Source organism: Nocardioides alcanivorans (assembly GCF_021555175.1).
In the GTDB taxonomy this organism is placed as follows: Bacteria; Actinomycetota; Actinomycetes; order Propionibacteriales; family Nocardioidaceae; genus Nocardioides; species Nocardioides alcanivorans.
In genome coordinates this window covers 55,667-69,151 of the sequence record NZ_JAKGRW010000035.1, presented here as the reverse complement: position 1 = coordinate 69,151, position 13,485 = coordinate 55,667, and the positions used below count along the sequence as shown (strand labels likewise).

Here is a 13,485-nt window from a genome sequence, read left to right as displayed (position 1 = left end):
CATGACCCCGATTCCGATGTCAGCACCGACGAGTCAGGAGTTGGAACACTCAGGTCTCGCCGGCCGCGAACTCATCGAGCGCACGCTCGGTGGCAAGGTGATCGAAGAGATCTCGACACGACTGACCCCCGACCAATAACGCGAAAGGCACACCGATGACGCAGAACCCCTTTGGCGGAGAAGGCGGCCTCGACATGGGCGCGCTGCTCCAGCAGGCCCAGCAGATGCAGCAGCAGTTGCTCGAGGCCCAGGCCAGCCTCAACGCGGCCGAGGTGGAGGGCACCGTCGCCGGCGGCGCCGTCACCGTGACGATCAACGGTGCCGGTGACCTCCGCGCCGTGCGCATCGCGGCCGGCTCGTTCGACGGCACCGATGTCGATGACCTCACCGACCTGGGCGACCTCGTCGTGGCTGCTTGGCGCGACGCCAAGGCGAAGGCCGACGAGCTCGCCCAGGAGAAGCTCAACCCCCTCGCCGGGGGCATGGGTGGTCTGGGTGGCCCCGGTGGCCTGCCCGGGCTCCCCGGCAGCGGCTCGGACTGACGCGTGTACGAAGGCATCGTCCAGGACCTCATCGATGAGCTCGGTCGGCTCCCCGGTGTCGGTCCCAAGAGCGCGCAGCGAATCGCGTTCCATCTCCTGCAGGCCGACCCGGTCGACGTACGCCGCCTTGCCGACGTGCTCGTCCAGGTCAAACAGCGCGTGAAGTTCTGCTCGGTGTGCTTCAACGTCTCCGAGGACGAGCAGTGCCGCATCTGCCGTGACCCGCGTCGCGACCCCGCGGTGCTGTGCGTGGTGGAGGAATACAAGGACGTCGTCGCCATCGAGCGCACCCGGGAGTTCCGGGGGCGCTATCACGTGCTCGGCGGCGCGATCTCGCCGATCGACGGCATCGGCCCGGAGCAGTTGCGGGTGCGTGAACTGCTCACCCGTCTGGCCGACGGGCAGATCCAGGAAGTCATCTTGGCGACCGACCCCAACCTCGAGGGGAGGCCACCGCGACCTATCTCACGCGCAACCTGCGGCCGTTGGGGTTGCGGGTCACGCGATTGGCTAGTGGACTACCCGTGGGCGGTGACCTGGAATACGCCGATGAGGTCACGCTCGGCCGCGCTTTTGCTGGGAGGAGATCAGCCGAATGAGCAACGATCTTGAGGATTTCGCACAACAGATCTCCGACCAGGTGGAGAGTTTCCTGGTGGCGCTGCAGGCGATTGCCGCCGAGGACGACAATCCCGGTCGGGCGGTCTCACTGCTGCTGCTCGAGGTCTCCCAGGTGCTGCTGGCCGGCGCCCGCCTCGGCGTCCAGGCAGACTTCGCCACCGCGGAGGAGTTCCAGCCCGATGCTGGTCCTGATCCCGATCTCGACGGCCTGCGCCTCAAACTGGCCACGATGCTCGACGGGGTCGACGTCTATTCCGAGGTCTTCGACCCCTACGGCGAGCCAGAGGTCGAGACGTCGGTCATCTCCGACGACCTCACCAGCGTCGCGGCGTCCCTCGCCCACGGCCTGCGCCACTTCCGGGCCGGACGCGTCGACGAGGCCCTGTGGTGGTGGCAGTTCTCCTACGTGGCCAGCTGGGGAAGCGAGGCATCCGGGGTACTCCGCGCCCTCCAGTCGATCGTCACCCACGACCGGCTCGACGCCGACTTCACCGGCGAGGAGGAGCAGGTTGCGCTGGCCGGTGAGATGCTCGACGAGTCGGCACCGACCCTCAATTAGACTCGGGCGTTGTAGGCCCGGCAATGTCGCCGGGCATCTCCTTGCGATCTCGAGAGGGTGGGACACCCGTGGGCATTGTCGTGCAGAAGTACGGCGGCTCCTCACTTGCCGACGCCGCCGCAATCAAGCGTGTGGCTCGTCGCATCGTGGAGACCAGGAAGCAGGGCAACGACGTGGTCGTCGCCGTCTCTGCCATGGGCGACACGACTGACGAACTGTTGGACCTGGCGGGCGGGGTCTCTCCGCTGCCGCCGGCCCGTGAGATGGACATGTTGCTGACCGCCGGCGAGCGGATCTCGATGGCTCTGGTGGCGATGGCCATCTCCGACCTCGGCTACACCGCACGGTCGTTCACCGGCTCGCAGGCCGGTGTGATCACCGACTCGGTGCACGGCAAGGCGAAGATCATCGACGTGACCCCGGGCCGGATCTCCTCGGCGCTCCAGGACGGCCACATCGTCATCGTCGCTGGCTTCCAGGGGGTGTCGCAGGACACCAAGGAGATCACCACGCTCGGACGCGGCGGCACCGACACGACAGCGGTGGCGCTCGCTGCCGCCCTCGAGGCAGACGTCTGTGAGATCTACACCGACGTCGACGGCGTCTTCACCGCTGACCCGCGCATCGTGCCGAAGGCCCACAAGCTCGACCGCGTCTCCTTCGAGGAGATGCTCGAGCTCGCCGCCCACGGTGCCAAGATCCTGCACTTGCGCTGTGTCGAATACGGCCGCCGCTACAACATCCCGATCCACGTGCGCTCGTCCTTCAGCCAGCTGGAGGGCACGTGGGTCGTCCAGGACCCCACGGAGGGAAACACCATGGAACAGGCCATCATCTCCGGTGTCGCTCACGACCGCAGCGAAGCCAAGATCACGGTGGTCGGCGTCCCCGACAAGGTCGGCGAGGCCGCTCGCATCTTCGAGGCGCTGGCCGCCGCGTTGATCAACATCGACATGATCGTGCAGAACGTGTCCGCAGCCGACACCAACCTGACCGACATCTCCTTCACCCTGCCGGCGTCGGACGGCCAGACCGCGATGTCGGTGCTGACCAAGCTGCAGGAGGAGGTCGGCTACGAGAAGCTGATCTTCAACGACAAGGTCGGCAAGATCTCGCTGGTCGGCGCGGGGATGCGCACCAACCCGGGCATCACGGCCAAGTTCTTCGCCACCCTCGCCGGGGCCGGCGTCAACATCGACATGATCTCCACGTCCGAGATCCGCGTCTCGGTCGTCGTGGCCGAGGACGACGTCGACACCGCGGTGCGTGAGACGCACACGGCGTTCGACCTGGACGCCGACGAGGTTGAGGCAGTGGTCTACGGAGGGACGGGACGATGACCGTGCGTATCGGTGTGGTCGGCGCGACCGGCCAGGTCGGTGTGGCGATGCGGCAGATCCTGCTGCAGCGCAACTTCCAGGCAGACGAGGTGCGTTTCTTCGCCTCCACGCGTTCCGCAGGCAAGACGATCGCCTTCGGTGACCGTGAGGTGACCATCGAGGACGCCGCGACCGCTGACCCGAGCGGTCTCGACATCGCGCTCTTCTCCGCCGGCGGCGCTACCTCGAAGGCGTTGGCGCCGAAGTTCGCTGCCGCGGGTGCCACCGTGGTCGACAACTCCTCGGCCTGGCGCAAGGATCCCGACGTGCCTCTGGTCGTCGCGGAGGTCAACCCCGAGGCCCTCAACTCGATCCCCAAGGGGATCGTGGCCAACCCCAACTGCACCACCATGGCGGCCATGCCGGTGCTCAAGCCGCTTCACGAGGAAGCGGGCCTCAAGCGGCTCGTGGTGTCGACCTACCAGGCCGTCTCCGGCTCCGGTGTGGCCGGCGTCGAGGAGCTCGCCTCCCAGGTCGCTGCTGCCGGTGACAAGGCACGGGAGCTGGCCTACGACGGTGCTGCCGTCGCGCTGCCCGAGCCGGGTGTCTATGCGCGCAACATCGCCTACAACGTGCTGCCCTTCGCCGGTGCGCTGGTGGACGACGGTCTCGAGGAGACCGACGAGGAGCAGAAGCTGCGCAACGAGTCCCGCAAGATCCTCGGCATCCCCGAGTTGCTGGTCTCCGGCCTGTGCGTGCGGGTGCCGGTCTTCACGGGCCACTCGCTGGCCGTCAACGCGGAGTTCGACCGTGCGATCAGTCCCGACCGCGCCCGCGAGCTCCTCGCGTCAGCTGCGGGCGTCGAGCTGAGCGACATCCCCACCCCGTTGCAGGCAGCCGGCCAGGACCCGTCCTACGTCGGTCGCATCCGTGCCGACGAGGGTGTCCCCGGCGGTCGCGGCCTGGCCCTGTTCATCAGCAACGACAACCTGCGCAAGGGTGCGGCCCTCAACACCGTGCAGATCGCGGAGCTGCTGGCCACCCGCTGATCGGGCAAATCGCGATAGTCCCTGACGAACTTGTAGTCCCGACCGCGTGTCGGCGACAAGTTCGTCAGGGACTATCGCGTTTCGAGGCCCGTCAGTCCTCTTCGATGAAGTGGGCAGTGACCCACTGGGAGAGGGAGTAGGTGGCGACGGAGACCAGGGGGATCACGACGATCATGGCGGGCGAGAAGATCACGTTGATCAGGAAGAGCAGGGCGATCACGGCGAGCAGGCCGACGGCGAGGAAGCTGGTGCTGGTCGGGTCGGTGACCTTCCAGGCTCCGAGCAGGACGCTGCCGACGATCACCAGCACGACCATGATCAGGCCGAGGATCGGGATGCCGGGGCCACCACAGGCCGACGTACCCTTGACCGCCTCACAGCCCTCGAGTCCGCCGTAGGTCAGGCCAACGGCGAGCAGTCCGACGATCGCGCCGGTCACTGCGGCAGCGACGGCCGCGGGAAGGGCAGGCAGCGCGAAGTCGGAGAGGCCACGACCGACCTTGTCGTCCGACTCCTCGGTCACGTCATCCTTGATGTCCACGTTGGTACGACGTTGCTGGGGTTCCGCAGCGGCAGGCGGCGCCGGCGTGGCCGCGGCGGGCGGGGGAACCGCTGCTGGCTCGTCGTCCTCGATGTCGGCCAGGTCGGCTTCCTCGGCCTCCGCGATCACGTCGTGCTCGGGGAGGACCGCAGTGTCTTCGGCGCCGCTCTCGTCGACAGGGGCGATGCCGCGGACCTGGGTCTGCTCGACCTCGGCGACGGTCTCGTCCGCGACGACCGGGATGCCCCGCACCTGGGTCTGCTCGACGGGCTCGGTCTCATCGACCTCCGGTGCCTCGGGGGTGGTGTCCGCAATCTCGTCGTCGACCGGGTCGGCCACCTCGGCAGGGGCCCCCTTCACCAGCCGCTCGAAGTCCTCCGCGCTCGGCTCGTCCGCCCGGGGTTCGGGAGCGGGCTTCTTGCGGCCGCGCTTGAAGAGCGAGCCCAGGCTGGGCATCTCCAGCGACGGGCCCTCGTCGGGGCGTTCCTTCTGTGCCATGGACGGAAGTCTGCCATGCGAGATCTGGCTCACAGTCAGCTCCCGGGCCCCCGGGCGACTGACGGGTAACGTCAGTAGCGTCGCCACCACAGGTTGACGCCGTACTCGATCGCCGTGCCCCGGTGCTGGGCGCAGAACTCCTCCGCGATCCGGGTGGGCAGCTCGATGCGTGCCACTGCCTCGAGCTCGGCGCGCGAGTCGAACTCCCACGAGGTGAGCACCTGCGTACGTGACCAGCCGTGCCTCAGCCAGAAGCGCGTGACCGCGTCGGGATCGACACTCGGATAGCCGCGTCGGAACCACTCGCCGAAGCCGGAGGTGGTCGCGTCGTTGTCGATCACCGCCGCCGCGCCGCCCGGGCGGACGATGCGGTCGAGTTCGGCAAGCCCCGGTTCGGATCCGGGCCCGAAGAAGTAGGCCCAGCGCACCTGCACCAGGTCCACCGATGCATCCGGCAGCCCGGTGGCCTGCGCCGTGCCTTGGTGCAGGGTGACGTTGCCCAGCGCACGGGTACGTCGCCGGGCCAGCTGGAGCAGGTCGGGATGCGGCTCGACGCCGATCACCGAACGCGCCTCGGCAGCCCACAGGGGAAGGTGGAAGCCGGTACCGCAGCCGAGGTCGAGCACGTCGCGCCCCGTCCAGTCGGCGGTGGCGCGTAGCGCAGCCGTGACCCGACCGGAGCGGTCGAACGCGTGATTCTCGAGCTCGTAGGTGGCGGTGTGGTGCCAGATGTTGGGGCTCGGGACGGTGCCGTCCGGCGGTCCGCCCGAGCCCCGGACCTGGGTCAGATCCGGACCAGACCGTTGGCGGTCTGGAACTGCGCGGCAAGGATGCCGGGGGTGCCGTGGGGTGCTGCCCACTCGACCTTGATGTCTTCGAGCGGAGCCTCGACGGACTCTCCGAGCCACTCGGAGACACGCAGCGGGTCGCCAGCGATCTCCAAGCAGGCAAGGGAGATCTCGCCCGTGCCCCCGGTGCTCGGATGGTCGTCGGATGCCGACTCCCACTCCACGAAGAACGGGAGCTGCGGGTCAGCGATGAGGCCGTTGACGCCGATCTGCTTCCACCGGAGCAGTTGGCCGTCGGGACGGTGGCGCTGGCCGTCGACCGCTGCGCGGCCGAGGCGTTGCTCGACCGGTGCGATGTCGGGAACCGCCACGACCCAACCGAGCCAGCCGCCCCCGGCGTTGGAACGGGCGCGTACGGCCTGTCCGAAGGGCGCCTTGTCGGAGGCAGGGTGGTCGAGCACCTCGACGACTTCGAGGTAGGTGTTGTCGGCAAGCGGCAGGATGCGGTTGCGCGTCCCGAAGCGGGGGTGCACACCTCCGTCCATGAACTCGCGCCCCAAGAGAGCGCCCAAGCGCTCCGCGGTGGCGTTCAATCCATCGGGTCCGGCGGCGTACGAAACGTGGTCGAGTCGCATGCAGATCATTGTGGGACGGCCTCTCCGGGCGTCTGCTCCCGGGGTCGGGGTCTCTCGACGTCGAGAGGTTGCATCCGCCGATCTGTCAATGTGATCGCGCTCTCAATCACGGCATCTGGAGTGGTGGTCTCGACAGGCTCGACCAGCGTGGGACAGGCTCGACCAGCGTGGGACAGGCTCGACCGACGTGGGTTGGCTCGGCCGGCGTGGGTCGGGAGAGCAGTCAGCGCGGGCTGGCGGGGTGCAGTGCAAGCGCTGATCGCGAGCGCACGTGGGCCTCACAGTGTTGTGCGAGCTCGGCGTAGGCCGGCGCGCCCATCAGCTCGGTGAGCTCCGGGGCGTTGGTGAGGTAGAGCGGCTCGACGGCGACGTGGGCGACAGGGTTGCCGGTGCAGTACCAGTCGAGGTCGTGCCCGCCCGGACCCCATCCAGCGCGGTCGTACTCGGTGATCGTGATCTCGAGATACTCGGTGCCGTCCGGCTTCTCGACATTGCGGTAGGCGCGCCTGATGGGGAGTTGCCAGCACACATCCGGCTTGGTCTCGAGCGGATTGCGGCCCTGCTGCAGCGCCAGCGCGTGCAGCGCGCAGCCGCCGCCACCCGCGAAGTCGGGCCGGTTGGCGAAGATGCAGGAGCGTTGCCCCTCGAAGGTGATCGCAAGGGTCTTGCGGTCGCCGTCCTCGTCCTTCTCGACCCAGTCCTTCTTCTTCACCTTCCGTCCCGGGTGCTGCTGCCACAGCTCCGGGGTGAGTTGATCGACGTACGGCGCCACGCGAGCCTCGTCGTCGTCATCGGAGAAGTGCGCCCCGAGGGTGCAGCAACCGATGTCGGGGGAGTCGGCGTAGATGCCGGCGCAACCGTTGCCGAAGATGCAGGTGTAGGCCGACGTGAGCCACGTGAGGTCGCAGCGGAAGGTCTGGTCCGCGTCGGCGGGGTCGACGAACTCGACCCACGCACGCGGGAAGTTCGGGTTCACCTCAGGCACGGCCGCAACCCTACGTCCACCCCGGCTGCGGTGCAGGGGGCGCGTTCGCTGCGGGGGCCGTGGTGGTGGCGGTTACCGTTGTCGCATGAGGTTGGGCGTCCTGGACATCGGCTCGAACACCGGTCACCTGCTCGTCGTGGATGCTCACGGCGGAGCGGCACCGGTCCCGGCGTTCTCCTACAAGGAGCCGCTGCGACTTGCCGAGCACCTCGACGAGTCGGGGGCGGTCAGCCAGCAGGGCATCGACGCGCTCGCCGCGTTCTGCGCCCAGGCACTGGTCGTCGCCGAGGACAAGGGTTGCGAGGAGATCCTCGGGTTCGCCACGTCCGCGGTGCGCGACGCGACCAACACCGAGTCCGTGCTGGCCCAAGTGACGGAGCGCACCGGTGTCGTTCTCGAGGTCCTGGCCGGCGAGGACGAGGCGCGGCTGACCTTCCTTGCGGTACGCCGCTGGTTCGGCTGGTCGGCCGGGCGCCTGGCGGTCTTCGACATCGGGGGCGGCTCGCTCGAGATCGCCGCCGGTGGTGACGAGTCGCCGGACGTCGCCTGGTCGCTGCCGCTGGGTGCGGCTCGACTGTCGCGAGACTGGTTCAGCAGTGGGCTGCCCGACGAGGAGACGTTGCGCGAGTTGCGGCGGATGATCCGCACCAGCATCGCCCGCGACGCCGGCAACCTGTTGCGCACCGGCCGGCCCGACCGGGCCGCAGCCACGTCCAAGACCTTTCGTTCGTTGGCCCGCATCTGTGGTGCCGCACCGTCGGGAGACGGCCCGCTGGTGCCGCGAATGCTGCCCCGCGAAGACCTGGCTGCTTGGATTCCGAAACTCGTCGGTCTCGACACCGAGGCGCTCGCTGCGCTGCCGGGTGTCTCCGCCAGCCGCGCCCACCAGGTGCTCCCCGGCGCACTGGTCGCCGAGGCCGTGCTCGACATCTTCGACCTGCCGGCGCTGGAGGTCTGCCCTTGGGCGCTTCGCGAAGGAGTGATCCTCGAGCGCTTCGACCAGCTGAGTGTGCTCGATGTCGACGGTGACGGGGTTCGCGACCTCTCCCGGCCCGAGACCTCGCGCGGTGTTGCTGCGGTGACGCTGCGGAGCGCGGCGACCGAGTAGTGGTTGCCCCGTGCCGCTGATCGGACTCTCCACCTCCTCGGTCTATCCCGAGTCGACCGCGCATGCCTTCTCCTATGCGGCTCTGCTCGGCTACGACGCGGTCGAGGTGATGGTCGGCATCGACTCGCTGAGCCAGCAGGTGACGGCCGTGAAGCAGCTCTCGGAGCACCATGGCGTGCCGGTCTGTGCCATCCACGCACCCTGCCTGTTGATCACCCAACGGGTCTGGGGCACCGATCCGTGGGGCAAGCTCGAGCGCTCTGCCGAGATGGCCGCCGCGGTCGGGGCCGATGTGGTGGTGGTGCATCCGCCCTTCCGCTGGCAGAAGGAATATGCCCGCGAGTTCGTGCAGGGGATTGCTGGCCTGGAGGAATCCACGGGCATCGCCTTCGCGGTGGAGAACATGTATCCGTGGCGGGCCACCCAGAAGCGGGCACTGGAGGTCTACCTGCCCAGCTGGGACCCCTCCGAGAACGACTACGCCAACACGACGGTCGACCTCTCACACGCGGCTGTCGCACAGTCCGACCCGGTGGCGATGGCGGAGCGGTTGGCGGAGCGGTTGCGCCACATCCATCTGACGGACGGCACCGGCTCCGCCAAGGACGAGCACCTCATCCCCGGGCGGGGCACCCAGCCGGTCGCGGAGCTGTTGCAGCACCTGGCTGCGGTCGACTTCGCTGGCCATGTCGTCGTCGAGGTCAACACCCGCAAGTGCGCCACCGTCGACGCCCGCACCGCCGACCTCGCCGAGGCGCTCTCCTTCGCCAGGACCCACCTGGGCGTGTCGGGGCCTTCGATGGAGTGAAACTGCTGTGTTTCGCAGGAAGACAGCACGATCACTCCAATGAAGCCGACGAATCTGGCAGGCTCGTCGGCATGACCCACAACGCGGTCGAGATCCGCGGCCTCACCGTCACGCGGGGCGGCCGCCCGGTGCTGTCCGCGCTCGACCTGCACATCCCGCGCGGCCAGGTCACGGGTCTGCTCGGCCCCTCCGGTTGTGGCAAGTCCACGTTGCTGCGTTCGATCGTCGGCGTCCAACGCGTCGACGCCGGCGAGGTCGCCGTGCTCGACCGGCCAGCCGGCAGCCGAGCGCTGCGCCAGCGGATCGGCTACGTCACCCAAGCAGCCAGCGTCTACGACGACCTCACGGCCGTCGAGAACCTCCGCTTCTTCGCCCGGGTGCTCAGCCAGTCCGACGAGGAGGTACGTCGCGTCCTCGACCTCGTCGATCTCACCGGCCACGCCGATCAGGTGGTCGCCCGCCTCAGCGGTGGCCAGCGGTCACGGGTGAGCCTGGCGGTCGCGCTGCTCGGCTCCCCGCCCCTGCTGGTGCTCGACGAGCCGACGGTCGGCCTCGATCCGGTGCTCCGCGCGTCGCTGTGGCAGCTCTTCCACGACCTCGCCGACGCCGGCACCACCGTGCTCGTCTCCAGCCACGTCATGGACGAGGCGGAACGCTGCGACCGACTGCTGCTGATGCGCGAGGGAGCGATCATCGCCGACGGTGAGCCCGGCGAGATCAAGGCACGAGCCGGCGTACCCGATATCGAGTCGGCGTTCCTCGCCCTCGTGGAGGACGCAGGATGAGTCCGCGGTTGACGTTCGCCGTGGCGTCGCGCGTGCTGGTCCAGCTGCGTCGTGACCACCGCACGTTGGCGATGCTGCTGGTGCTTCCGTGCCTGTTGATCTCGCTGCTGTGGTGGATGCTCCACGACCTGCCCGGCGACCGGTTCCAGACCTTCGGTCCCGGCCTGCTCGCGATGTTTCCGTTCATCGTGATGTTCCTGGTCACGAGCGTCACCACCCTCCGCGAACGCAGCAGTGGCACCTTGGAGCGGCTGCTGGCGATGCCGCTCGGCAAGGGCGACTTCCTGGGCGGGTACGCCGTCGCGTTCGGGCTGGTCGCCATCGCGCAGTCGTTGCTCGCGGTGGGCACGAGCATCGGACTCCTCGGCCTCGACGTGGAGGGCGCGGTGTGGCTGCTGGTCGTGGTGGCCGTGTCGGATGCGCTGCTCGGCACGGCCCTGGGCCTGTTCGTGAGTGCCTTCGCCCGTACCGAGTTCCAGGCGGTGCAGTTCATGCCGGCCGTCGTGATTCCCCAGATCCTGCTGTGCGGCCTCTTCGTGCCGAGGGCTGCGTTGCCCGACGTGCTCGAGGCGATCAGTGACGTGCTGCCGCTCTCGTATGCGATCGATGCGATGACCACCCTGGTCGACAGCAGCGATGCTGGCGACGTCTGGGCCGACGTGGCGGTGGTGCTCGCGTTTGCCGTCGCGGGACTGGCCGTGGGCGCGGCGACGTTGCGGCGGCGTACTCCCTGAGCCTGCCTGGCCGGCAGCCGTGGCACCTCGACCCGCCACTTCGCAGCGCAAGAAGTGACACCTCGTGGCGGAGGAGTTGGGGCGGATCTGATACGAGTGATCCGTGCCACTTCTGCGTCAGCCCCTGTTGCTCCTCTCCCGTCTCGGCGCGGTCAGGGCCGCCGTGTCCACCCTGCCCGGCACCTCGGGACTGGTGGCGCGCTACGTGCCGGGCGAGACCACGCAGGATGCCGCCGACGCGGCTGCTGCCCTCATGGAGGACCAGATGGTGGTCTCCCTCGACTTCCTCGGTGAGGACACCACGGACGAGGAGCAGGCCGACGCGACGGTCCGTGCCTATCTCGACCTCCTCGCCGAGCTCTCCCGCCGCAACCTGGCCACCCGCAGCGAAGTCAGCGTGAAGCTCACCGCGATCGGGCTCGCGCTCCCCGGGGACGGCCGGGAGATCGCCCTCGACAACGCCCGTCGTATCGCGCTGGCCGCTCGCAATGCGGGCAGCCTGGTCACCATCGACATGGAGGACCACACCTGGACCGACGCGACGCTCGACGTGGTCACCGAGCTCCGCAAGGACCACCCCGATCTCGGGATGGTGCTGCAGGCGCAGCTGAAGCGCACCGAGGACGACTGCCGCGCCTTCGCCCACGAAGGTTCCCGGGTCCGGCTCTGCAAGGGTGCCTACGTCGGGCACGAGTCGGTTGCGCACGTCGACCGGCATGCCGTCGACCTTGCCTACGTCCGTTGTCTACGCATCCTCATGCAGGGCGCGGGGCACCCGATGGTGGCCACTCACGACCCGCGGATGATCGCCATCGGGCAGGCGATGGCTGCCGGCCTCGGCCGCGACCGGGGGAGCTACGAGTTCCAGATGCTCTACGGCATCCGCCCGGAGGAGCAGCGGCGGTTGGTGGCGCGGGGTGAGACGATGCGGGTGTATGTCCCGTACGGGGGCGAGTGGTACGGCTACCTGATGCGTCGGTTGGCCGAGCGTCCGCAGAACCTCGCCCTGTTTGCCAAGTCCTTGACCTCGAAGAAGTAGGAGCCCATGAGTCTCACCGCGATCATCGGGGCCGGCGTGATGGGGGAGACGATCCTCTCCGGCCTGATCCGCGCCGGCCGCCCGGCCGACACCTTGCTGGTCGGCGAGAAGCGGCCTGACCGCGCTGCGGAGCTCACTGAGCGGTACGCCGTCACGGTGGTCGACAACGTCGCAGCGGCCAGGCGGGCCGACACGGTGCTGCTCGTGGTGAAGCCGCAGGACGTCGCCACGGTGCTCGCCGAGATCGCACCGGTGCTCCGTCCGGGCCAGTTGCTGGTCTCCCTCGCCGCCGGGATCACCACGGCCTTCATCGAAACGCACGTGCCGGAGGGCATCGCGGTCGTGCGGGTCATGCCCAACACCCCGGCGTTGGTGGACGCGGGCATGGCGGCGATCGCTCCCGGCTCCCACTGCGACGACGCCCACCTCGACGAGGCCGAGTCGCTGCTCCATGCGACCGGCAAGGTGCTGCGGGTGCCCGAGCACCAGATGGATGCCGTCACCGCCATCTCCGGTTCCGGTCCCGCCTACGTCTTCTACGTCGTGGAGTCGATGATCGAGGCAGGCGTCCACCTGGGGTTGCCCCGGGCGACCGCCACCGAGCTCGTCGTACAGACCCTCGTGGGCAGCGGTCGGATGCTGCAGGAGACGGGCACGCACCCCTCGGTGCTGCGCGAACAGGTCACTTCGCCGGCAGGCACCACCGCTGCCGCGTTGCGCGAGCTCGACAACCACAAGGTGCGTGCGGCGTTCCTGACGGCGATGGAAGCCGCCCGCGACCGCTCGAAGGCGTTGGCCGCTGGCTCCTGAACCCCCGGGGCCGCGTTCTTCGTGGGGAACTGGAACAGCGCGATCACACTTGGGCAAACCGACACGCCGTGAAAATGGGACATTTTTTCGTCCCACCCTTCCCCTGGGTCACACAAGGCCCTATTCTCACGAGAACGAGGCCGCGTGAACACCGGTGGGGAAGCCGGTGCGTGGTCTCACGAAAGTGGTGTTTCATGGCTGGTTCAGGTGACAGCATCTCCGGGGCGAAGTTCCTGACGATCGCCGAGGTCGCGGCGCAGATGCGCGTGTCCAAGATGACCGTCTACCGCCTCGTGCACAGCGGGGAGCTCCCTGCCGTGCGCGTGGGTCGGTCCTTCCGTGTCACCGAGAGCGACGTCAACGCCTATCTCGAGCGCAGCTTCTACGACGCCGGCTGAGGCTCGGTCACGACGGCCCCGACGCCTTCGATTCGGTCCGTGCAGTCGTGTCGCATTCTGGGCAGGAGCACGCGAGTTTCTGCTGGCGGTGTCTGTGCGGATAGGCTGTGCCGGTCGCCCGCGTGGACGCGTGAGGACGGCATCAGGCTCTGGAAGGAAGAACATTGGGTTCCGTCATCAAGAAGCGCCGCAAGCGCATGGCGAAGAAGAAGCACCGCAAATTGCTGAAGAAGACGCGCGTTCAGCGTCGCAAGCTCGGCAAGTAA

16 protein-coding genes and 1 pseudogene are annotated in these 13,485 nt (G+C 68.4%); 13 read left to right on the top strand and 4 right to left on the bottom strand.

The features are described 5' to 3' along the window. Positions 1-155: 155 nt before the first annotated feature. The 5 genes and pseudogenes from L1066_RS17225 to L1066_RS17205 all read left to right on the top strand — a co-directional run bounded on the left by L1066_RS17225 (position 156) and on the right by L1066_RS17205 (position 4,090). A complete protein-coding gene (locus L1066_RS17225) occupies positions 156-542 on the top strand; it encodes a YbaB/EbfC family nucleoid-associated protein (protein WP_235737470.1) in 387 nt (128 codons plus the stop codon). Positions 543-545: 3 nt separating this feature from the next. After that, positions 546-1,141: pseudogene (recR, locus tag L1066_RS17220) on the top strand (recombination mediator RecR). Beyond that, positions 1,138-1,722, top strand: a complete 585-nt coding sequence (locus tag L1066_RS17215) for a DUF5063 domain-containing protein (protein ID WP_235737469.1) — start codon at positions 1,138-1,140, stop codon at positions 1,720-1,722. Before recR ends, L1066_RS17215 begins: the two are co-directional and overlap by 4 nt. A gap of 68 nt (positions 1,723-1,790) precedes the next feature. Next, positions 1,791-3,062 carry an aspartate kinase gene (locus L1066_RS17210; RefSeq protein ID WP_235737468.1) on the top strand — a complete coding sequence of 424 codons (1,272 nt, stop codon included), beginning with the start codon at positions 1,791-1,793 and terminating at the stop codon, positions 3,060-3,062. Further along, positions 3,059-4,090, top strand: coding sequence for an aspartate-semialdehyde dehydrogenase (locus L1066_RS17205; RefSeq protein WP_235737467.1), 1,032 nt, complete (start codon positions 3,059-3,061; stop codon positions 4,088-4,090). Before L1066_RS17210 ends, L1066_RS17205 begins: the two co-directional genes overlap by 4 nt. 91 nt (positions 4,091-4,181) lie before the next feature. Here the strand turns inward: L1066_RS17205 and L1066_RS17200 are convergent, their stop codons facing one another. The 4 genes from L1066_RS17200 to L1066_RS17185 all read right to left on the bottom strand — a co-directional run bounded on the left by L1066_RS17200 (position 4,182) and on the right by L1066_RS17185 (position 7,537). Continuing rightward, positions 4,182-5,129 (bottom strand): hypothetical protein, encoded by a 948-nt coding sequence (locus tag L1066_RS17200; RefSeq protein WP_235737466.1) that lies wholly within the window; start codon positions 5,127-5,129, stop codon positions 4,182-4,184. Positions 5,130-5,200: 71 nt separating this feature from the next. Continuing rightward, positions 5,201-5,989: a class I SAM-dependent methyltransferase gene (locus L1066_RS17195; protein ID WP_235737465.1), complete on the bottom strand. Its 789-nt coding sequence runs from the start codon at positions 5,987-5,989 to the stop codon at positions 5,201-5,203. Then, the gene (locus tag L1066_RS17190; protein ID WP_235737464.1) at positions 5,914-6,552 is read right to left on the bottom strand and encodes a VOC family protein; all 639 of its coding nucleotides are present in this window, start codon (positions 6,550-6,552) and stop codon (positions 5,914-5,916) included. Before L1066_RS17190 ends, L1066_RS17195 begins: the two co-directional genes overlap by 76 nt. 223 nt (positions 6,553-6,775) lie before the next feature. Continuing rightward, positions 6,776-7,537 carry a DUF3109 family protein gene (locus tag L1066_RS17185; RefSeq protein ID WP_235737463.1) on the bottom strand — a complete coding sequence of 254 codons (762 nt, stop codon included), beginning with the start codon at positions 7,535-7,537 and terminating at the stop codon, positions 6,776-6,778. Positions 7,538-7,622: 85 nt separating this feature from the next. On the opposite strand from L1066_RS17185, the gene L1066_RS17180 reads away from it, so the two are divergent. The 8 genes from L1066_RS17180 (at position 7,623) to L1066_RS17145 (ending at position 13,485) form a co-directional block, all read left to right on the top strand. Next, positions 7,623-8,645 carry a Ppx/GppA family phosphatase gene (locus tag L1066_RS17180; protein ID WP_235737462.1) on the top strand — a complete coding sequence of 341 codons (1,023 nt, stop codon included), beginning with the start codon at positions 7,623-7,625 and terminating at the stop codon, positions 8,643-8,645. 16 nt (positions 8,646-8,661) lie between these two features. After that, a complete protein-coding gene (locus tag L1066_RS17175) occupies positions 8,662-9,453 on the top strand; it encodes a sugar phosphate isomerase/epimerase family protein (RefSeq protein WP_249224986.1) in 792 nt (263 codons plus the stop codon). Positions 9,454-9,524: 71 nt separating this feature from the next. Further along, a complete protein-coding gene (ccmA, locus tag L1066_RS17170) occupies positions 9,525-10,238 on the top strand; it encodes a heme ABC exporter ATP-binding protein CcmA (protein WP_235737460.1) in 714 nt (237 codons plus the stop codon). After that, positions 10,235-10,972 (top strand): ABC transporter permease, encoded by a 738-nt coding sequence (locus L1066_RS17165; RefSeq protein ID WP_235737459.1) that lies wholly within the window; start codon positions 10,235-10,237, stop codon positions 10,970-10,972. The genes ccmA and L1066_RS17165 overlap by 4 nt, the downstream gene beginning before the upstream one ends. Before the next feature lie 103 nt (positions 10,973-11,075). Continuing rightward, positions 11,076-12,011: a proline dehydrogenase family protein gene (locus L1066_RS17160; protein ID WP_235737458.1), complete on the top strand. Its 936-nt coding sequence runs from the start codon at positions 11,076-11,078 to the stop codon at positions 12,009-12,011. Positions 12,012-12,017: 6 nt separating this feature from the next. Beyond that, the gene (proC, locus tag L1066_RS17155) at positions 12,018-12,821 is read left to right on the top strand and encodes a pyrroline-5-carboxylate reductase (RefSeq protein WP_235737457.1); all 804 of its coding nucleotides are present in this window, start codon (positions 12,018-12,020) and stop codon (positions 12,819-12,821) included. Between the two features lie 194 nt (positions 12,822-13,015). Then, positions 13,016-13,219: a helix-turn-helix domain-containing protein gene (locus tag L1066_RS17150; RefSeq protein WP_235737456.1), complete on the top strand. Its 204-nt coding sequence runs from the start codon at positions 13,016-13,018 to the stop codon at positions 13,217-13,219. A gap of 164 nt (positions 13,220-13,383) precedes the next feature. Next, positions 13,384-13,485: a 30S ribosomal protein bS22 gene (locus L1066_RS17145; RefSeq protein ID WP_008356322.1), complete on the top strand. Its 102-nt coding sequence runs from the start codon at positions 13,384-13,386 to the stop codon at positions 13,483-13,485.